Origin of the sequence: Variovorax sp. J2P1-31, assembly GCF_030317215.1 — a bacterium.
GTDB lineage: Bacteria > Pseudomonadota > Gammaproteobacteria > Burkholderiales > Burkholderiaceae_C > Variovorax.
On record NZ_JASZYA010000002.1, the window covers coordinates 746,748 to 765,256 of the forward strand.

An 18,509-nucleotide genomic window follows, 5' to 3' on the forward strand; every position below is an offset into this window, starting at 1 on the left:
CCCGGTGCCTTCACCCCGACCCTCTCCCAAAGGGAGAAGGGGCCATACCGAGGCGCTGCACGAGATCGTCATCGCCCTGCGCGACAGCCGCGGCTTCGCCCACAAGCGCGACATCAGCGACATCGTGACCGCGCTGGGCCAGGCCCTGCCCGGCGGCGGGGCCGACCTGGCGCAGGCCGTGCCGGTCGGCGACGACTGCGCGGCCATCCCCGATGGCCATGGCGGCTACCTGCTGTTCGCCATCGAGGGCCTGGTCGAGGACTTCATCGAGCGCATGCCCTGGTTCGCGGGCTACGCGGGCGTGATGGTCAACGTGAGCGACATCTATGCGATGGGCGGCCGGCCGACGGCCGTGGTCGACGCGCTCTGGAGCACCGGCATGCAGCCGGCCGACCGGATGCTCCAGGGCATGGCCGAGGCCTCGTCGAAATACGGCGTGCCGATCGTCGGCGGCCACAGCAACAACCGCAGCGTGCGGCCGCAGCTCGCGGTCGCGATCCTCGGCCATGCGAAGAAGCTGCTGACCAGCTTCAGCGCGCGGCCGGGCGACCTGCTGCTGATGGCCATCGACCTGCGCGGCGCCTACCAGGAGCCCTTTCCCTACTGGAACGCCTCGACCACCGCGCCCGGTGCGCGCCTGCGCGCCGACCTCGGGCTGCTGCCCGCCTTGGCCGAGGCCGGCCTGTGCGATGCCGCCAAGGACATCAGCATGGCCGGCGCCATCGGCACCACGCTGATGCTGCTCGAATGTTCGAAGGTGGGCGCGACCCTCGACCTCGACGCCATCCCGCGGCCCGCGGGCGTGCCGCTGCTGCGCTGGCTCACCTCCTTCCCGAGCTTCGGCTTCGTCCTCAGCGTGCGGCCCGAGGCGCTGGGCGAGGTGCTCACGCGCTTCGCGGCGCGCGACATCGCCTGCCAGGTGGTGGGCGAGGTCGACGACAGCCGTACGCTGATGCTGAAGCAGGGCGACGCGCGTCAGCTGCTGTGGGACCTGAACACCGATGCCTTCATCGGCGAGGCCCGCCATGCGTGACGCACCGCTCCAGATCGGCCTGCTCACCCATTCGGTCAACCCGCGGGGCGGCGTGGTCCACACGCTGGAGCTCGCGCATGCGTTGCACGACGCGGGCCACGAAGTGACGGTGATGGCGCCCGCATCGCCGGGCCAGCGCTTTTTCCGGCCGGTGCGCTGCGCCACGCGGCTGATCCCGGTCGACGCTGCGCCGCGCGACATGGTGGCGATGGTGGGGTCGCGCATCGAGGCCTTCACCGCGTCCATCGGCGCACTGCTCGAGACCGCGCGTTTCGACGTGCTGCACACGCACGACCCGATCGGCGGCAATGCGCTCGCCAACCTGGTGGACGCGGGGCGCATCGAGGGCTTCGTGCGCACGGTGCACCACCTCGAGGTCTTCGACGATATGCAGCTCATGCGCTGGCAGTCGCGCGGCTTCCAGGCCGCGCGGCAGGTGTTCTGCGTGAGCCGGCTCTGGCAGCGCGTGCTGGCCGAAGACCATGGCGTGGGCGCTTGCGAAGTTCGCAACGGTCTTCAGCACGGTCGCTTCAGTCCGCTGCGGCAAGCCACCGACGCGGCGCTCGCGCAGCGCCTGGGCGTGCGCACCGGCGCGCCCGTGGTGCTGGCGCTGGGCGGTGTCGAGGCACGCAAGAACACGGTGCGGCTGCTGCAGGCCTTCGTGCTGTTGCGCGCCCGCTGGCCGGAGGCGCAGCTCGTGATCGCGGGTGGCGCGAGCCTGCTCGACCATGCAGCGTATGCACGCGAGTTCGCAGCCCTGGCGCAGGCCAGTGGCCTGGCCATCGGCCCGGGTGCAGCCATCGTGCGCACCGGCGCGCTGCCCGACGAAGACATCCCGTCGCTCTACCGGCTGGCCGACGTGGTCGCGATGCCTTCGCTCAACGAGGGCTTCGGCCTGGTCACGCTGGAGGCGCTGGCCAGCGGCGTGCCGATCGTCGTCTCGCGCATCGCGCCCTTCACCGAGTACCTGGGCGAGGCCGATGCGCAGTGGGCCGACCCGCTGCATTCGGCCTCGATCGCAGAGGCGCTGCAGGCCGCGCTCACGTCACGCTCGCCTGCACGGACCGCGGCGATGGCGGCAAGCGCCGCGCGCCTGGGCGCCACCTTCAGCTGGGCCGCGAGCGCGGCCCGCCATGTGCAGCTCTACCGCGAGGGCCTGCACGGCAGCGCCGCGGCCGCTGCGCGATCCATCCCCTGTTGAGGACCCCTCCCATGCCCGTCATGCATTTCCACGTCCGCTGGCCCGACCAGAGCGAGACCCGTTGCTACTCGCCCTCGCTGGTCGTGCAGGACTTCCTCACGCCCGGCCAGGCCTATGAGCTGCCCGACTTCCTGGGCCGCACGCGCGAGGCGCTGGGCATCGCGTCGGAGCGGGTGCGCGCCAAGTTCGGCTTCGCCTGTTCGCAGGCGATGGACCAGCTCGGCGAGTTCGAGCACATCGCCGCCCGCTTCGCCGACCGGCCCGATGCGCGGGTCACCGTGCTCGGCTTCGACTGACCGCTTCCAAAGGACTTCCATCATGACCCCACCCAAGACCACCCACTACAGCGTCGTCATCGTCGGCGGCGGCCAGGCCGGCCTGTCGCTGAGCCACGGCCTGCAGCAGCGCGGCATCGACCATCTCGTGATCGAGAAGCGCACGCTGGTGCATTCCTGGCGAACCCAGCGCTGGGATTCCTTCTGCCTGGTCACGCCCAACTGGCAGTGCAACCTGCCGGGCTGGTCGTACACCGGCAGCGATCCGCACGGCTTCATGGTGAAGGACGAGATCAACGCCTGGCTCGCGGGCTTCGTCGAGCAGGTGCAGGCGCCGGCGCTCGAGGGCGTGACGGTCGAGAAGGTCTCGCCTGTCGCGGCTTCGGGCGAGGCCGTGCGCTACACCGTCGACACCAGCGCGGGCCGCTTCACCGCCGACCAGGTGGTGGTGGCCTCGGGCGGCTACCACAAGCCCGTGGTGCCGCGCATGGCCGAGAAGCTGCCTTCGTCGATCGTGCAGTACCACTCGGCGCAGTACCGCAACCCCGCGCAGTTGCCCGAGGGCGGCGTGCTGGTGGTGGGCTGTGGCCAGTCGGGCGCGCAGATCGCGGAAGACCTGCACCTGGCGGGCCGGCAGGTCTACCTCGCGACCGGCAACGCGCCGCGCTGCGCGCGCTTCTACCGCGGCAAGGACGTGGTGGACTGGCTGGCCGACATGGACTACTACGACATGCCCGTCACGCAGCACCCCTTGCGCGAGGGCGTGCGCGACAACACCAACCATTACGTCACGGGCCGCGACGGCGGGCGCGACATCGACCTGCGGCGCTTCGCCGCGCAGGGCATGGAGCTGTTCGGCCTGCTCACGGGGCTGGAGGGCGAGGTGCTCGAATTCCAGCCCAACCTGCGCGAGAACCTCGACCACGCGGACGCCATCTTCAACGGCATCAACGCCTCGATCGACCGCTTCATCGCCAGCCGCGGTATCGATGCGCCGCCGGGCGAGCCCTATGTGCCGGTGTGGGAACCCGCGCAGGAGCGAACGCGCCTGAACCTGCGCGAAGCCGGCATCACCAGCGTGCTGTGGTGCATCGGCTTCCTGCCGGATTTCGCCTGGGTCGATGCGCCGGTGTTCAACGGGCGCGGCGAGCCGGTGCACCTGCGTGGCGTGACCGGGCAGCCCGGCCTCTACTTCCTGGGCCTGCCCTGGCTGCACACCTGGGGCTCGGGTCGTTTCTCGGGGGTGGCGCGCGATGCGGACTACCTGGCGGCGCGGATCGCGGGCCGGATCGAAGGCGCGGCCCCGACGCTCGAGGGGGCTGCAGCCGCGGTGCCTCAGCTGCTCTGAGCGCACGCCGAGGGTGTCTTTTCACCCTCGCTCCGCATCACGCAGATCGGTCGGCCGGATCCATCGCGGACCCGGCCTGGGGCTCAACGGAAGAACAGCGCGATCAGGATGATGATCGGGATCGGCACGCCAAGGAACAGCAGGAGAAGTGAGCGCATGGTGGAGTCCTTTCGTGGTGAGGAGGTTCAGAAGTCGCGGCGGCGGCCGCCGTAGGTCGCGGCGAAGCTGGCAACGAAGGCGCCGAGCAGCAGCGAGACGACCAGCCACAGGGCACCGTAGGCAGAGGTCTTGCGCGCGGTGTCCGCGGCTTCCTTGGCCTTGGTCTTCGCTTCGTTGAGCGTGGACTGCGCCTTCGCATAGGTGTCGTTCACGCGCTTCTCCGCGTCCTGCTGGCTCAGGCCCGTGCGTTGCGCCACGACCTGGCCCACGTACTTGGCATCCTCGGGCGGCAGGGCGCCGGTGCGGATGCTGTTGAGGAAGATCCGGCTGACCTCGGCGCCTGCCTCACGCGTCCCGCGCTCGGGCATGGCGGGTGCCATCGGTGCGGCGGCCGCGCTGGCGTCCGCAGCGGGCGCTGCGTTGGCGGACGGATCCTTGCGGAACAGCGAATCGATGAAGTAGCCCATCGGTCCGCTGCTGTCGGCGTCCGACGCATTGCTGGCGGCCGCACCGGCAGCACCGGCACCCGCCACCGTCGCGGCCGAGGCCACGCCGCCCACGACCGTCGCGCCGGCCTGTGCGCCGGCACCGATGATCGAACCGACGACCGAGGTCAGCAGGGCGGCGGTCAGCAGGGTCGCCACGGACCAGGCCAGGAAGCCGTGGGCCGTGTCGCGGAAATAGACCTCGTCGGTGTGGATGCCGGCCCACTTGGTCCGCAGCCGACCCGCCAGGTAGCCGCCCATGCCCGAGGCGGCGATCTGCGTGAAGCTGAGCCACAGGATGGCGGCGATGCCGATGGACGCCGCGCTGGCGCCCTGGTTCGTCCAGGGGCTGACGGACGAAAAGCCCAGGCCGGTGCCCAGCAGAAGAAGCACCAGGGACAGCGACGCCGCCCCTGCCGCGCCCGCGAAGATCGCGCCCCAGGAGACGCCACTGCCTTGACGCGGGCCTTCGATGGACGCTGCGTCCTGAAGCCGGGCTGATGTGAGGGGTGGTTCGGAGTAGGTGGCCATTGCAGATCCTCATTTGTTGGAGGAACGCAATCTCGCGCTCGGCTGCCGACGCACCGGTCATCCCCCGGCCTGAGACGCGGTAGGCCGCGCGCCCGTCGGGGGTTCAGCATTCGCGCGGCTGCGACGGTCGGCGGCAGGCGGCATGCGCCGATCCGATCGGCGCACGGGCATGGCTCCCGCAACGCGATCCAGGCCGCTTCCAGTGATCTGTTTTCTCGATGGATTGATTCGATCTTTCGATTTCACGGATCAGAACGCCAAACTTAAAGTGCGCCCGTGCAACCCACGCAAGCCGAAGGGCACGGGGTTGCCGCAGACATCCAAACAGGAGACAAACCATGAGAACACGTTGGAGCCTCGGGGCTGCCACGGTGGCTTCGGCCGCCCTTTTGCTGAGCGCATGCGGGGGGAGTGGTGGGGGTGGCCGCGCGCCGCAGCCGTCCGACAACACGCCGACGGTCCCGCCACCGGTGGTGGCCAAGGCACCGCAATCGCGGCTGGCCATTGCGAGCACCGAGGACGTGCCCGGCAGCTTCGGCAGCGTCGGCGCCTACGAGAAGGTCACGGGCACCTTCACCGGCGAAGTCGATCCCGCCGACACGCGCAACGCCATCATCCAGGACCTGACGCTCGCGCCGCGCAACGCCAACGGCATGGTCGAGTACAGCTCGGACTTCGTGCTCTTCAAGCCCAAGGACATGGCGAAGGCCAACGGCGTGCTGCGCTACGACGCTCCCAACCGCGGCAACATGGTGGCGCTCGATCCCTATTTCGCCTCGCGCGGCTATGTGTTCCTCACGGCCGCCTGGCAGGGCGATGTGCCGGCCGGCCCCGGCAAGCTCACGCTGAAGGTGCCGGTCGCGAAGAACGCCGACGGCAGCACGATCACCGGTGCCTACCGCGCCGAACTCACGACCGGCGTCGCGACGCCGAACTCGCTGACGCTGCCCGCCAGCGCGGCCAATGCCGCCATGCAGGCCTATGCGCCCGCGAGCCTGGACAACACGCAGCCGGGCTATGCGCTGACGCGGCGCATCAACGAGAGCGATCCGCGCCAGCCGATCGCCGCCGCCGACTGGAAGTTCGCCCGCTGCAGCGCGGCCCAGCCCTTCCCCGGCACGCCCGACGAGACCAGCGTGTGCCTCAAGGGCGGCTGGGACCCGGACTACATCTACGAGCTGGTCTATGTCGCCAAGGACCCGAAGGTGATGGGCCTGGGCCTCGCGGCGCTGCGTGACATCGTCACCTTCTTCCATCGCGACGCGCGCGATGCGGCCGGCACGGCCAACCCGGTGGCAGCCGCGATCCGCCACACCATCGCCTCGGGGGTCTCGCAATGCGGCAACTTCATGAAGACCTTCGTGCACCTGGGCTTCAACGAGGACCGGGCGGGCGGCAAGGTCTTCGACGGCGTGTTCGCGCAGATCGCGGCGCGGCAGAACAACGTCAACATGCGTTTCGCGATCCCCGGCGGCGGGGGCGGCGTGCGCATCGACCACACGGCCTTCGGCCAGGCGGCCACGCGCGGCCTCGCGAAGGACTATGTGGACGACGTGGCGCAGCGCCAGGGCGGGATCCTCACGCGCTGCGAAGCGAACGGCACCTGTCCCAAACTGTTCATCGGCTTCAGCGGCACCGAGTTCTGGACCCTGCAGGGCTCGCCCCTGCTGACCGATGCCTGGGGCACGCGCGACCTGGTGCAACCCGACAACGCCCGCATCTACTTCTATGCGAGCTCGCACCACCTGCTCGGCTTCCCCTCGATGACGGGGCCCGATGCGGCCGCCATCCTGGGGCCCGACTCCAACGGCCGCTACCGCACCAATGGCAACACTGCGGTGATCCCGGTGGTGCGCGCGCTCTACCAGAACCTCGAGGAATGGGTGCTCAAGGGCGTGACACCGCCCGACAGCGTGGTGCCGAAGATCGCGGACGCCACCTTGGTGCGCCCCGAGCGGGTGGCGTTCCCGAACATTCCCGGCGTGACGTACACCGGCCTGGTCAACACCTATCCCTTGCTCGACTGGGGCCCGAAGTTCAAGGCCCGGGACGAGAGCGGGATCGCCGCCACGGTGCCGCCGATCGCGCTGAACCGCGACTACGCGATCCTCGTGCCGCAGGTGGATGCGGACGGCAACGACATCGCGGGCATCCGCAGCCTGGACATCGCCGTGCCCCTCGCGACCCAGACCGGATGGAACACCACCAGCCGGCCCGGGCGGATCGACCAGGCGGGGCTGGTGGGATCGATGTTCCCCTTCGCCAAGACTCGCGCCGAGCGGCTGGCCGCCAACGACCCGCGCCTGTCGATCGCCGAGCGCTATGGAGACCAGGCCGGCTACGTGGCGGCGGTCCAGCAGGCCGCCGATCGGCTGGTGGCGCAACGCTTCCTGCTGCGCGCCGATGCGGACGCGGCGGTGGCGGCCGCGAGGGCGAATCCGGTGCTGCCCTGAGGGCCCAAGCGTGTCAGCGCGTCGGCAGCACCAGCGTCGCCTGCCGCGCCGGATCGAACTCGAAGCGCAGCCCGAAGCGCTCACCCGGGTGCACCGGCGACGCGTAGAGGCTGTCGGCGGTGTCGATCACCACGCCGATGTGATGGCCGGCGGGCACGTCGTAGGCGGTGGCCGCGAAGTCGAGCGGCAGGTCGAGGGTCCGGCCCGGCGTCGCCCAGTGCAGCGTGCTGGCGCCATGGGTGATCAGCACGCCGGTGCCGACCGCGTCCACGTCGTAGAGGTAGGCCGCAACTTGCGCTCGGGCCTGCGTGGGCGTGACACGCAGCTTGAGCCTGGCGATGCCGCGGATCTTCTGCGCGCTCTGCAGCGCGGGCGCTTCGAAACGGATGCCCGAAGCCAGCGCCACCGAGGGCAGTGAATTGACCACCGGCACGTTCACGCTCTCGCCGAAGGTCGAGAGGATGGGGAGGGGCCCGCTGGTGGCGGTGGTGTCGGAGAAGTTCTGGATCAGGTCGGAGCCTGGCGTGCCGTTGGGCGACGAGGAGATCGAACCCTTGTCGCCCTTGCCGCAGAGGCAGGTGGGGTCGAAGCGCGGCAGGCCGCGTGGGCCCAGGTAGTAGGTCTGGTCGCGGAGTTCGGGCGCGGGCCAGGTGGCGAAGGATTCGCGCTGCCCGCTGAACTTGATCTGCATCGTGACCTGGGGCTCGGTGTCGATGCCGTTGGCAATGCCCTTGAGCCAGCGGTCGAACCAGCGGTGGGCCTGGTCGTAGGGATAGTTGTCGGCACCGAGCACCGCCCCGGCCCCTTCCGCGCTCGCATGGACGCCGGGGTTGAGCACCATCTTCTTCGGCCCCGTGAGGGCGGCGAACATCGCCAGCGTCGAGTTGGGCGTGAACAGGTCGTCCTGGAAGTTGTGGCTGATGAAGACCGGTGCGTTGCGCGCATTGAGCGCGTCCACATGGCTCGAGGGCGAGCTCGGCTTGAAGCCTTCGAGGATCTCGTCGATCTTCGACTGCGGCGTGTCGGGGTTCATCAAGGCCAGCGTGTTCTGCTGCCATTCGGGCGAGAGCCGCCCCGTCACCTTGCCGCCCAGGGTGAGCAGGCTGCCCCAGGTCAGGTTGTAGGTGCCGCGCGGGTAGAGCTCGTCGGCCATCGAGCCCCAGCCCGACAGCGCGGCAGCGGTCTTGATGCGCGGGTCGCGTGCCATCGCGAGCATGGACAGGCCCGCGCCGTAGGAGATGCCGCTCGCAGCGATGTTGTCGACATCCACCGGGGCGTTGGCCAGCAGCCAGTCGATCACCGAAGAAACGTCGCGCACATCCTGCGGTCCCGCGCCGCCGATCACGCCTTCGGAAAGATAGAAGCCGCGTGCCGTGTAGCTGGCCACGACGTAGCCGTCCTTGGCCAGCCGTTGCTGCTGGCCGACGTACTCGATGCGGCCGGGGGCGCCGAAGCTGCCGATCATCAGGACGGTCGGGAACTTCTGCGTGGCGCGGGTGCGCCGCGGCAGGAAGAGATTGGCCGCGAGCTTGGTGCCGTCGAAGCTGGTGATGGTCACGGCCGGCAGCCAGCAGGTGCCGTCGATGGGCGAGACGATGCCGGGGGATTGCACGGGGTCGGTGAAACGGGCGACCTCCGGTGGCGTGGGAAGCCGGCACAGCTCGGAGGCGGTCTGGGCCAGGGTGGTGGTGGCGGCCAGCGCGAAGGCGAAGCCGAACAGGGGTCCACGCAGGGACAGCGTCATGGGGTTTCTTTCTGGCGGGAATCGGTGTGAAAGGCCCGACCCTGGCGCGTCGGGCCCGCGCATTCAGGGCGTCGGACCCCAGGAGGGCGGATAGAAGGGGAGGCCGGGGGTGGGGAGTTGCAGCGTCGATTGGCTCTCCGGACCGAACTCGAAGCGCACGCCGAAACGCTCGCCGGGCTTGACGGGCGGTGCGTACAGGCTGTCCATGGTGTCCAGCACCACACCGATGTGGTGGCCTGCAGGCACGTCGTAGGCGGTACCGGAAAACTCGATCGGCAGGTCGATGGCCTGGCCTGGCGTGGCCCAATGCACGCTGGCCGTGCCGTGGGAGATCAGCACACCGGTGCCGATCGCATCGACGTCGTACAGGTAGGCCACCAGCTGGGCGCGTGCCTGCGTTGGCGTGACGCGCAGGCGCAGCTTGGGAATGCCCCGGATCTTCTGGACCTGCTGCAGCGCGGGGCCTTCGAAGCGGATGCCGGTGGCCAGCGCCACCGAGGGCAGCGCGTTGATCACCGGAAGGTTCAGGGTTTCGCCCAGTGTGGACAGGATGGGAATCGGTCCGCTGGTGGCCGTGGTATCGGCGAAGTTCTGGATCAGGTCGGAGCCCTTGGCGCTGTTGGGCGACGAGGAGATCGAGCCCTTGTCGCCCTTGCCGCACAGGCACGAAGGGTCGAAGCGCGGCGTTCCGCGCGGGCCCAGGTAGTAGGTTTCGTTTCCGAGATTGCGCGCGGGCCAGTTGTCGAAGGACTCGCGCTGGTCGCTGAACTTGATCTGCATCGTGACCTTGGGCTCGGTATCGATGCCGTTGGGGATGCCCTTGAGCCAGCGGTCGAACCAGCGGTGGGCCTGGTCGTAGGGATAGTTGTCGATGCCCAGCAGCGCGCCCGGCAGTTCCGCGGAGGCATGGATGCCGGGATTGAAGATGATCTTCTTCGGCACGGTGAGCCGCGCGAACATGTCCAGCGTCGAGTTGGGCGTGAACAGGTCGTCCTGGAAGTTCTTGCTGATGAACACCGGTGCGCCCCGGGCATTGATGGCGTCCACATAGCTCGACGGCGAGCGCAGCGCGCTCCATTCCCTGAGTTCGGCGATGCGTGCGGCCGGCGTGTCCGGGCTCATGATCGCCAGCATGTTCGGATTTACCTCGGGACCGAGCCGGCCGCCCGTGTTGCCCAGCAGGGCGAGGAGCGCGCCCCAGGTCACGTTGGGCGAGCCTTCCGGGTAGAGCTCGTCGATCAGCGAGCCCCAGGTGGAGAGCGCCGCCACGGTCTTGATGCGTCGGTCGTGCGCCAGCGCGATCAGCGAGATGCCGCCGCCGTGGGAGATGCCGCTGGCGCCGATGTGGTTCACGTCCACGGGCGCGTTGGCGATCAGCCAGTCGATCACCGACGACACGTCGCGCACGTCTTCGGGCGCGGCCACGTGGACCTGGCCCTCCGAGAGGCCGAAGCCACGTGTGCTGTAGCTCGCCACCACATAGCCGTCCTTGGCGAGCCGCCGTTGCTGGCCCGTGTACTCGATCCGGCCCCGGTTGGCCCAGCTCGCGACCATCAGGACGGTGGGAAATTTCTGCGTGGCGTCGGTGCGACGCGGCAGGAAGAGATTGGCCGCGAGCTTGGTGCCGTCGAAGCTGGTGATGGTCACGGCCGGCAGCCAGCAGGTGCCGTCGATGGGCGAGACGATGCCGGGGGACTGCACGGGGTCGGTGAAGCGCGCGGCCTCGGAGGGGGTGGGGAGGCGGCACAGCTCGGAGGCGGTCTGGGCCTGGGTGGCGGCGGCGGCCAACGCCAGGGCGATGCCCAGCAGCGGCCTGCGGAGGAACGAAAGCATGGATGGACTCCTTGCAAAGAGGGACGGTCTCGCCGCCAGGCGCCACGGCGCCGGGCAAGCGAAGTCATGGGGGACCGGCAGCGGCTGCCGGGACAAGACGAGGGTCGTCGTCAGAGCGTCGGCAGCACCAGCGTCGACTGCTGCTCCGGGCCGAACTCGAAGCGCACGCCGAAGCGCTCGCCCGGGTTCACCGGCGATCCGTAGAGGCTGTCGGTGGTGTCGAACACCACACCGATGTGGTGGCCCGCGGGCACGTCGTAGGCGGTGGCCGCGAAGTCGAGCGGCACATCGATGGTCTGGCCCGGCGTGGCCCAATGCAGCGTGCTCGCACCGTGGGTGATGAGCACGCCGGTGCCGAGCGCGTCGACGTCGTAGAGGTAGGCCGAGATCTGCGAGCGCGCCTGCGTGGGCGTGACGCGCAGCTTGAGCTTGGCGATGCCGCGGATTTTCTGCGCGCTCTGCAGCGCGGGCGCTTCGAAGCGGATGCCCGAAGCCAATGCCACCGAGGGCAGCGAATTGACCACCGGGATGTTCAAGCCCTCGCCGAAGGTCGAGAGGATCGGGAGGGGCCCGCTGGTGGCGGTGGTGTCGGAGAAGTTCTGGATCAGGTCCGAGCCCTTGGCGCTGTTGGGCGAAGAGGAGATCGAGCCCTTGTCACCCTTGCCGCAGAAGCAGGTGGGATCGAAGCGCGGCAGGCCGCGCGGGCCCAGGTAGTAGGTCTGGTCGCGGAGCTCGGGCGCGGGCCAGTTCGCGAAGGATTCGCGCCGGTCGCTGAACTTGATCTGCATCGTGACCTTGGGTTCGGTGTCGATGCCGTTGGGAATGTTCTTGAGCCAGCGGTCGAACCAGCGATGGGCCTGGTCGTAGGGGTAGCTGGAGGTGCCGAGGAAGGCGCTGAGCAGCTCGGCGCCCGCATGCACGCCGGGGTTGAAGACGATCTTCTTCGGCACCGTGAGCCGGGCGAACATCTCCAGCGTCGAGTTGGGCGTGAACAGGTCGTCCTGGAAGTTCTTGCTGAAGAACACCGGCGCACCGCGCGCATTGATCGCATCCACGTAGCTCGACGGCGAGCGCACCTTGCTCCATTCCCTGAGCTCGGCCACCTTCGCGGCCGGGGTGTTCGGGTTCATCGTGGCCAGCGTGATCTCGTTCAGCTCGGGCGCGGGGCGGCCCACGAGGTTGCCGCTGAGGCTGAGGATCGCGCCCCAAGTCAGGTTGGGCGTGCCGCGGGTGTACATCTCGTCGATCAGCGAGCCCCAGCCCGACAGCGCCGCCACGGTCTTGATCCGCTTGTCCTGCGCCAGCGCCATCAGGGACAGGCCGGCGCCGTAGGAGATGCCGCTGCTGGCGATGTTGTTCACGTCCACGGGCGCATTCGCGAGCAGCCAGTCGATCACCGACGACACGTCGCGCACGTCTTCGGGCGCGGCCACGCGGACCTGGCCGCCGGACAACCCGAAGCCGCGCGCGCTGTAGCTCGCCGCCACATAGCCGTCCTGGGCGAGCTTCTGCTGCTGGCCGAGGTACTCGAGCCGGCCGGGCTCGGCCCAGCTGCCGATCATCAGCACGGTCGGGAACTTCTGCGTCGCGCTGGTGCGCCGCGGCAGGAAGAGATTGGCCGCGAGCTGGGTGCCGTCGAAGCTGGTGATGGTCACGGCCGGCAGCCAGCAGGTGCCGTCGATGGGCGAGACGATGCCCGGCGCCTTCATGGGGTCGGTGAAACGGGCGGCCTCGGGTGGCGTGGGAAGCCGGCACAGCTCGGCCGCGGTCTGGGCCTGCGTGGCCGAGGCGGCCAGCGCCAGGCCGAAACCGAGTGCTGTCCACAGTGAAGAAATGCGCATGAAGTGTCTCCCTGACATCGTTTATTCGGGTTTTGTGCAATGCGCCTCGAAGGTTCTGGCGCCTACGCTTTCTGACAGTTGCCGTTCCCTCTGCGCGCCTGGCCTGGGCCGGACGCGTGAAGGGGACGCTGGCATCGTAGGAGCGCCTGCGATGGGGTGTCTTCGCTCGGCGGGCCAAACGCTTCGCTTCGCCGTGTGGGGTAAACCATGGGGCGCGGGGACGAAAGAGACGCAAGGGAGCAGAAAAAAATGAGCGAAAGATCGACATCCGCGGTCTGGGTGCGAGGCATCGTCGAAGCGTTGTCGGCGACCGGCCTGGACATGCAGCGCCTGTGCGCCGAGGCCGCGATCGACGACCCGGCGCGCGCGGACCCGAGCGCGGTGTATTCCACGGAAGCGATCACCCGGCTGTGGCAGCTCGCGGTCGCGCAATCGGGCGACCCGGCCATCGCCTTGCGCGCGGCCCAGGGTGTGCGCCCCGCGATCTTCGGCCTGGTGGGCTACGTGATGATGTCCAGCGCGAACCTGGCGACGGCGCTGGAGCGCCTGATCCGCTACCTGCGCATCATCAGCCACGCCGCCGCCGTGCGCGCGGTGCCGCAGGGCGAGGACACGGCCTTCACGCTCGAGCTGCACGGCGGCGCGGCGCCGTTGCCGCGGCAGCGCTTCGAGTTCGACCTGCTCACGCTGCTGACCTTCTGCCGCTGGGTGCTGGGGCGCGAGCTGCGGCCGCTGGCCGTGAGCTTGACGCACGAGGCGCCGCCCGACCCGCACGCCTATCTGCAGGCCTTTCGATGCATGCCGCAGTTCGGCGCGCGCAGCAATGGCGCGGTGCTCGCGCGCTGTGACCTGGAGGCGCCGCTGCCCACCTTCCATCCGCAGATGGCCGAGCTGCACGACCGCTTTGCCGGCGACCGCATCGAGGCGCTGGAGCGGCCGCCGGCCACCTACACGCAACGCGTGCGCCAGATGGTGGCCGAACGCCTGCCCGAGGGCGAACCGGGACGCACGGCCATCGCGCGCGCGCTGGGCGTGGCCGAACGCACGCTGCAGCGGCGCCTGCAGCACGAGGGCACGAGCTTCCATGCGTTGATCGACGACACCCGCCGCGCAGAGGCCGAACGCCACCTGGCGCAGCCGCAGCTGACGCTGGCCGAGGTGGCCTACCTGCTGGGCTTCGCGAGCCAGGGCAACCTCACACGGGCCTGCCGCCGCTGGTTCGGCATGACGCCGGGTCAGTACCGCGCGCGGGCGGTGACCGAGCCGGTGCCGCCTCAGCCGATGTAGACCAGCTTGGCGTTGGTCAGCTCGCGCGCGCCCAGCGCGCCGAGTTCGCGGCCGAAGCCCGAGCCCTTGACGCCGCCGAAGGACGCCCGCGGGTCCGAGCGCACGAAGTCGTTGATGAACACCGCGCCGGCCTCCACCGCCGAGGCCAGCCGGTGCGCGCGCTCGAGGTCGCGGCTCCAGATCGTCGCGCCCAGGCCGAACTCGGTGGCGTTCGCCAGCGCGATGGCTTCTTCGTCGGTCTTGAAGCTGAACAGCAAGGCCACCGGGCCGAAGATCTCTTCCTGCACGATGGGCGCGTCGTGGGACAGGCCCGCGATCACGGTCGGCGGGTAGAAGTGGCCTGGGCCTTCGCCGGGCTGGCCGCCGCACAGCAGCGTGCCGCCTTGTGCCAGCGCGGCCTGCACCTGTCCATGCACGCTCTCGCGCAGGTCGGCGCGCGCGAGCGGGCCCAGTTGCGTCTCGGGCTGCAGCGGGTCGCCCATGCGCAGGGCCGAGGCGCGTGCGACGAAGGCGGCCTGGAACTTCTCGGCGATGGCCTCGTGAATGAAGAAGCGCTTGGCCGCGATGCAGCTCTGCGCGTTGTTGGAAAAACGCGAGGTCACGGCCAGCTGCACCGCGCGCTCGAAGTCCGCGTCCTCGCAGACGATGAAGGGGTCGGAGCCGCCCAGTTCGAGCACGGCCTTCTTGCCATGGGCGCCGGCTTCGGCCGCCACCGCGCGGCCGGCCTGCGTGCTGCCGGTGACGGTCACGCTGCGCACGCGCGGGTCGGCCACCACCGCGGCCACCGCGCCGCGGCGGATCGCGAGGTTCAGGTACAGGCCGGGCGGCGCGCCGGCGTCGAGCACCAGTTGCTCCAGCGCACGCGCACAGCCCTGCACCGTCTCGGCATGCTTGACCAGCACGGTGTTGCCCGCCAGCGCGGTGGGGATGAAGAAGCGCAGCACCTGCCAGAAGGGCAGGTTCCAGGGCATGACCGCGAACACCGGGCCCAGCGATTCGTAGACCACCCGGGCGTTCATGCCCTCGATGGGCTCGGGCGCCAGGTAGGCCGGGCCCTGGTCGGCGAAGTGGCGCGCGCCCAGGGCGGCCTTCTTCACCTCGGCGATGGCTTCGCCGATGGGCTTGCCCATCTCGGTGGTGATGAGGCGGCCGTAGGTCTCGGCGCGCTGCTCGAGCAGGTCGGCCAGGCGGTGCAGCATGGCGCTGCGCTCGGCCATGGGCGTGAGCGACCAGGTCTTCCAGGTGGCGTGGGACTGCGCGACGCGGGCTTCGATCTCGGCGCCCGCATGGGCGGCGTGGCGGGCCAGCGTTTCGCCGGTGGCGGGATCGGTCGACACGAAGTCGGCGGCTGGGGCGATGGAGCGGAGGGGCATGGGGGCGTTTCGAGACGAGGGGTCAGTCGGTGTGGATGTCGCGTTCCTTGATCAGCTGCGCCCACTTCTCGCGCTCGCGGCCGATCAGCTCGCTCAGCGCTTCGGGCGTGCTGCTCTCGGCGGTGGCGCCGCGGTCGCTGATCAGGCGCTGCACCGGCTCGGCCTTCATCGCGCGCTGGATCTGCGCATGCAGCTGGGCGGTGGTGGCCGCGGGCAGGCCCTTGGGGCCGATGTAGGCGAACCAGACCCGGTCCTGGAAGCCCGGCACGGTGTTGGCGATCGGCGGCACGTCGGGCAGCTTGGGCGATGCGGTGGCGGTGGTGATCGCGAGCGCGCGCAGCTTGCCGGCCTGGATGTGCGGCAGCGCGTTGGAGATGTTCTCGAAGGCCATGTCCACCTGGCCGCCCAGCAGGCCCTGCAGCACCAGGCCGCCGCCCTTGTAGGGCACGTGGATCAGCTGGGTGCCGGTCGCGCTCTGCAGCAGCTCGCCGTTGAGGTGGCCGCTGGAGCCGTTGCCCATCGAGGCGTACGACACCTTGCCCGGGTTGGCCTTGATGTGGGCGAGCAGCTCGGCCATGGTGCGGGCGGGCACCGCGGGATTCACCACCAGCACGTTGGGCAGCGACATCGCCAGCGTCAGCGGCGTGAGGTCCTTGACCGTGTCGACCTTCATGTCCTTGTAGATCGAGGGATTGATGGTCAGCGCGCTCGAGGTGACCAGGCCGATGGTGTTGCCGTCGGGCCTGGCGCGGGAGATGGCCTGCAGGCCGATCACGCCGTTGGCGCCGGGCCGGTTCTCGACCACCACGGGCCGGCCCTGTTCCTGGGTCATGGCCTGGGCGGCCAGCCGCGCCACCGCGTCGCCCATGGCGCCCGGCGGGTACGGAATGACGATGGTGAGGGCGGTCTGGTCGGGGGCCGCCGCGGCCAGCGTCACGGTGCAGGCCAGCCAGGTGCCGAGCAGTCGGCGGGTCAGTTTCTTCATCGGGTTTGTCTCCTGTCTTTGGTGGAATGGGAAGGGCTCAGGGCCGGTGCGGCTGCAGGCCGAAATCGCTGGCCAGGCGGCGCGAGCCGCTCGCGAGCAGCGTGGTGTCGCCGCCCACGGCCACGAAGCTGGCGCCGAGTTCGAAGTAGTGGCGCGCGAGCACCGGGTCGCCGGTGACGGTGCCCACCGGCTTGCCCAGCGCGATGGCGCGCTTCATGGCCGCGTCCACCGCGGCCTGCACCTCGGGATGCGTGGGCTGGCCCGGGAAGCCGAGGTCGGCCGCCAGGTCGGCCGGGCCCAGGAAGATGCCGTCCACGCCGTCGACCGCGCAGATCTCGTCGAGCGCCGCGAGCGCCGCGCCGGTCTCGATCTGCACCAGCAGGCAGACCTGTTCGTTCGCCGTGTGGATGTAGGGCGCGTCCAGCCCCCAGCCGGTGGCGCGCACCAGCCCGCCGCCCACGCCGCGCCGGCCCTGGGGCGGGTAGCGCATGGCCGACACCAGGTCTTCGGCCTGGGCCGCGCTGTTGACCATCGGGATGAGCAGCGTCTGGGCGCCGATGTCCAGGTACTGCTTGATCAAGGTGGCGTCGCCCTGCGGCAGACGCACCACCGGATGGGCAGGGTAGGCCGCGAGCGCCTGCAGCTGGCGCAGCGTGCCGGGCAGGTCGCCGGGGCCGTGCTCGCCGTCGATCAGCACCCACTGGAACCCGGCCGAGGCGCAGATCTCGGCGGTGTAGTGGTGGGCCAGGGACAGCCACAGGCCGATCCGGGGCTCGAACTTGGCGATGGCTTGCTTGAAGGTGTTGTGGGGCATGGAAAAGAGGGGAGGCTGCTGAAAAGGTCCCGCATTCTTCAATGTCGATTGATTCAAGAGAAGTACAATTTTTGTATTGATTGATTCAAGGGTTGGATGGATATGTTCGAGATTCACCAGCTGCGCTGCTTCGTCGCGATCGCCGAGGAGCTGCACTTCGGCCACGCCGCCGAACGCCTGCACATGACGCAGCCGCCGCTGAGCCGGCAGCTGCGCCTGCTCGAGGAAGCGCTGGATGTGCGGCTGGTCGACCGCAACAGCCGCACCGTGCGGCTCACCGTGGCGGGCGCGGCCTTCCTGGAGCACGCGCGCGGCGTGCTGCGGCTGGCGGCGGACGGCCGGCGGGTGGCGCGGCTGGCGGCCCAGGGCGAGGTCGGCCATGTGTCGCTGGGCTTCACCGTGGCCGCGGCCTTCGAGCTGCTGCCGGCGCTGCTGCGCGACTTCCGCTCGGTCAACCCGGGCGTGTCGCTGCAGCTCAAGGAGATGGTCAGCAGCGCGCAGCTGGCGCAGCTGGAACAGGGGTTGCTCGACGCTTGCCTGGCGCGGCCGATCCCGGCGGCCCAGGGTTATGCGCAGCTCACGATGGCGCGCGACACGCTGGTCGCGGCGCTGCCCGCGGCCCATCCGCTGGCGCAGCGCGAGGCGCTGGACATCGCGGCCTTCGACCGCGAGCCCTTCATCGACCACGATCCGGACGACGCGCGCTACTACCATGACCTCGTCTGGCGCAGCTTCTCGACCCACGGCGTGGCGCCCGAGGTCACGCAGTCGGTGTCGCAGCCGCACACCATGATCTCGATGGTGCGGGCCGGCCTGGGGCTGGCGCTGGTGGCGGGCTGGGTCCAGCACCACACGGTCAGCCGGGACGTGGTGTTCCGCCCGCTGGTCTGGGCCGACCCGCCGCCGCCGCTGGAGCTGCGGCTGGTCTGGCGGGCCGATCGCATGACCCCCGCGCTGGGGCATTTCATCGCCATCGCACGCCAGCTGGCGGGGCTGCCGGCCGGCTCCGGCGACGGTCCTTGAGCCGCGCGGCGATCGCCCGAAGATCATGCGACCTGCGAAGCGACCCGCTGCCCCTAGAATCTCGCCACGCCAGGCCCTCCGCAAGGGGCATTTCTCAAGGGCCAGTCAGACAGACAGAGGGTGT

14 protein-coding genes are annotated in these 18,509 nt (G+C 69.9%); 7 read left to right on the forward strand and 7 right to left on the reverse strand.

The genetic code is table 11. The annotated features are described in order from the left end of the window. Positions 1 to 4: 4 nt before the first annotated feature. The 4 genes from QTI20_RS14695 to QTI20_RS14710 are packed head-to-tail and all read left to right on the forward strand — an operon-like array spanning position 5 to position 3,857. Positions 5 to 1,033, forward strand: coding sequence for a sll0787 family AIR synthase-like protein (locus QTI20_RS14695; protein ID WP_503011401.1), 1,029 nt, complete (start codon positions 5 to 7; stop codon positions 1,031 to 1,033). Next, complete coding sequence (locus QTI20_RS14700; protein ID WP_286551908.1) at positions 1,026 to 2,234, forward strand: MSMEG_0565 family glycosyltransferase; 1,209 nt, start codon at positions 1,026 to 1,028, stop codon at positions 2,232 to 2,234. The genes QTI20_RS14695 and QTI20_RS14700 overlap by 8 nt, the downstream gene beginning before the upstream one ends. A gap of 11 nt (positions 2,235 to 2,245) precedes the next feature. Further along, on the forward strand, positions 2,246 to 2,530 hold the full coding sequence (locus tag QTI20_RS14705; protein WP_286551911.1) for an MSMEG_0570 family nitrogen starvation response protein: 285 nt from the start codon (positions 2,246 to 2,248) through the stop codon (positions 2,528 to 2,530). A 22-nt stretch (positions 2,531 to 2,552) separates the two neighbouring features. After that, a complete protein-coding gene (locus tag QTI20_RS14710; RefSeq protein ID WP_286551913.1) occupies positions 2,553 to 3,857 on the forward strand; it encodes an MSMEG_0569 family flavin-dependent oxidoreductase in 1,305 nt (434 codons plus the stop codon). A 185-nt stretch (positions 3,858 to 4,042) separates the two neighbouring features. On the opposite strand, the gene QTI20_RS14715 is transcribed toward QTI20_RS14710, so the two are convergent. Further along, the gene (locus QTI20_RS14715; RefSeq protein ID WP_286551915.1) at positions 4,043 to 5,032 is read right to left on the reverse strand and encodes a hypothetical protein; all 990 of its coding nucleotides are present in this window, start codon (positions 5,030 to 5,032) and stop codon (positions 4,043 to 4,045) included. Between the two features lie 338 nt (positions 5,033 to 5,370). On the opposite strand from QTI20_RS14715, the gene QTI20_RS14720 reads away from it, so the two are divergent. Next, on the forward strand, positions 5,371 to 7,485 hold the full coding sequence (locus QTI20_RS14720; RefSeq protein ID WP_286551919.1) for an alpha/beta hydrolase domain-containing protein: 2,115 nt from the start codon (positions 5,371 to 5,373) through the stop codon (positions 7,483 to 7,485). 13 nt (positions 7,486 to 7,498) lie between these two features. On the opposite strand, the gene QTI20_RS14725 is transcribed toward QTI20_RS14720, so the two are convergent. The 3 genes from QTI20_RS14725 to QTI20_RS14735 all read right to left on the reverse strand — a co-directional run bounded on the left by QTI20_RS14725 (position 7,499) and on the right by QTI20_RS14735 (position 12,903). Further along, positions 7,499 to 9,229, reverse strand: coding sequence for a CocE/NonD family hydrolase (locus QTI20_RS14725; protein ID WP_286551920.1), 1,731 nt, complete (start codon positions 9,227 to 9,229; stop codon positions 7,499 to 7,501). Between the two features lie 63 nt (positions 9,230 to 9,292). Next, on the reverse strand, positions 9,293 to 11,062 hold the full coding sequence (locus QTI20_RS14730; protein ID WP_286551922.1) for a CocE/NonD family hydrolase: 1,770 nt from the start codon (positions 11,060 to 11,062) through the stop codon (positions 9,293 to 9,295). A 110-nt stretch (positions 11,063 to 11,172) separates the two neighbouring features. Beyond that, positions 11,173 to 12,903, reverse strand: a complete 1,731-nt coding sequence (locus tag QTI20_RS14735) for a CocE/NonD family hydrolase (protein ID WP_286551924.1) — start codon at positions 12,901 to 12,903, stop codon at positions 11,173 to 11,175. Positions 12,904 to 13,152: 249 nt separating this feature from the next. On the opposite strand from QTI20_RS14735, the gene QTI20_RS14740 reads away from it, so the two are divergent. Further along, positions 13,153 to 14,190: an AraC family transcriptional regulator gene (locus QTI20_RS14740; RefSeq protein WP_286551926.1), complete on the forward strand. Its 1,038-nt coding sequence runs from the start codon at positions 13,153 to 13,155 to the stop codon at positions 14,188 to 14,190. Here QTI20_RS14740 and QTI20_RS14745 read toward each other — a convergent pair. Genes QTI20_RS14745 through QTI20_RS14755 form a run of 3 tightly spaced genes read right to left on the reverse strand, consistent with a single transcriptional unit; the run spans position 14,178 to position 17,362 of the window. Further along, positions 14,178 to 15,563 (reverse strand): NAD-dependent succinate-semialdehyde dehydrogenase, encoded by a 1,386-nt coding sequence (locus tag QTI20_RS14745; protein WP_286551927.1) that lies wholly within the window; start codon positions 15,561 to 15,563, stop codon positions 14,178 to 14,180. The genes QTI20_RS14740 and QTI20_RS14745 overlap by 13 nt on opposite strands. A 22-nt stretch (positions 15,564 to 15,585) precedes the next feature. Then, positions 15,586 to 16,548, reverse strand: a complete 963-nt coding sequence (locus QTI20_RS14750; RefSeq protein WP_286551929.1) for a Bug family tripartite tricarboxylate transporter substrate binding protein — start codon at positions 16,546 to 16,548, stop codon at positions 15,586 to 15,588. A gap of 37 nt (positions 16,549 to 16,585) precedes the next feature. Then, positions 16,586 to 17,362, reverse strand: coding sequence for an aldolase/citrate lyase family protein (locus QTI20_RS14755; protein WP_286551932.1), 777 nt, complete (start codon positions 17,360 to 17,362; stop codon positions 16,586 to 16,588). 102 nt (positions 17,363 to 17,464) lie between these two features. Between QTI20_RS14755 and QTI20_RS14760 the strand changes: the two genes are divergently transcribed. After that, positions 17,465 to 18,385: a LysR family transcriptional regulator gene (locus QTI20_RS14760; protein ID WP_286551935.1), complete on the forward strand. Its 921-nt coding sequence runs from the start codon at positions 17,465 to 17,467 to the stop codon at positions 18,383 to 18,385. Positions 18,386 to 18,509: the final 124 nt, after the last annotated feature.

Coding starts and splice junctions, on each gene's coding strand:
- QTI20_RS14700 (WP_286551908.1), top strand. CDS start 1,026: ATGCGTGACGCACCGCTCCAGATCGGCCTGCTCACCCATTCGGTCAAC.
- QTI20_RS14705 (WP_286551911.1), top strand. CDS start 2,246: ATGCCCGTCATGCATTTCCACGTCCGCTGGCCCGACCAGAGCGAGACC.
- QTI20_RS14710 (WP_286551913.1), top strand. CDS start 2,553: ATGACCCCACCCAAGACCACCCACTACAGCGTCGTCATCGTCGGCGGC.
- QTI20_RS14715 (WP_286551915.1), bottom strand. CDS start 5,032: ATGGCCACCTACTCCGAACCACCCCTCACATCAGCCCGGCTTCAGGAC.
- QTI20_RS14720 (WP_286551919.1), top strand. CDS start 5,371: ATGAGAACACGTTGGAGCCTCGGGGCTGCCACGGTGGCTTCGGCCGCC.
- QTI20_RS14725 (WP_286551920.1), bottom strand. CDS start 9,229: ATGACGCTGTCCCTGCGTGGACCCCTGTTCGGCTTCGCCTTCGCGCTG.
- QTI20_RS14730 (WP_286551922.1), bottom strand. CDS start 11,062: ATGCTTTCGTTCCTCCGCAGGCCGCTGCTGGGCATCGCCCTGGCGTTG.
- QTI20_RS14735 (WP_286551924.1), bottom strand. CDS start 12,903: ATGCGCATTTCTTCACTGTGGACAGCACTCGGTTTCGGCCTGGCGCTG.
- QTI20_RS14740 (WP_286551926.1), top strand. CDS start 13,153: ATGAGCGAAAGATCGACATCCGCGGTCTGGGTGCGAGGCATCGTCGAA.
- QTI20_RS14745 (WP_286551927.1), bottom strand. CDS start 15,563: ATGCCCCTCCGCTCCATCGCCCCAGCCGCCGACTTCGTGTCGACCGAT.
- QTI20_RS14750 (WP_286551929.1), bottom strand. CDS start 16,548: ATGAAGAAACTGACCCGCCGACTGCTCGGCACCTGGCTGGCCTGCACC.
- QTI20_RS14755 (WP_286551932.1), bottom strand. CDS start 17,362: ATGCCCCACAACACCTTCAAGCAAGCCATCGCCAAGTTCGAGCCCCGG.
- QTI20_RS14760 (WP_286551935.1), top strand. CDS start 17,465: ATGTTCGAGATTCACCAGCTGCGCTGCTTCGTCGCGATCGCCGAGGAG.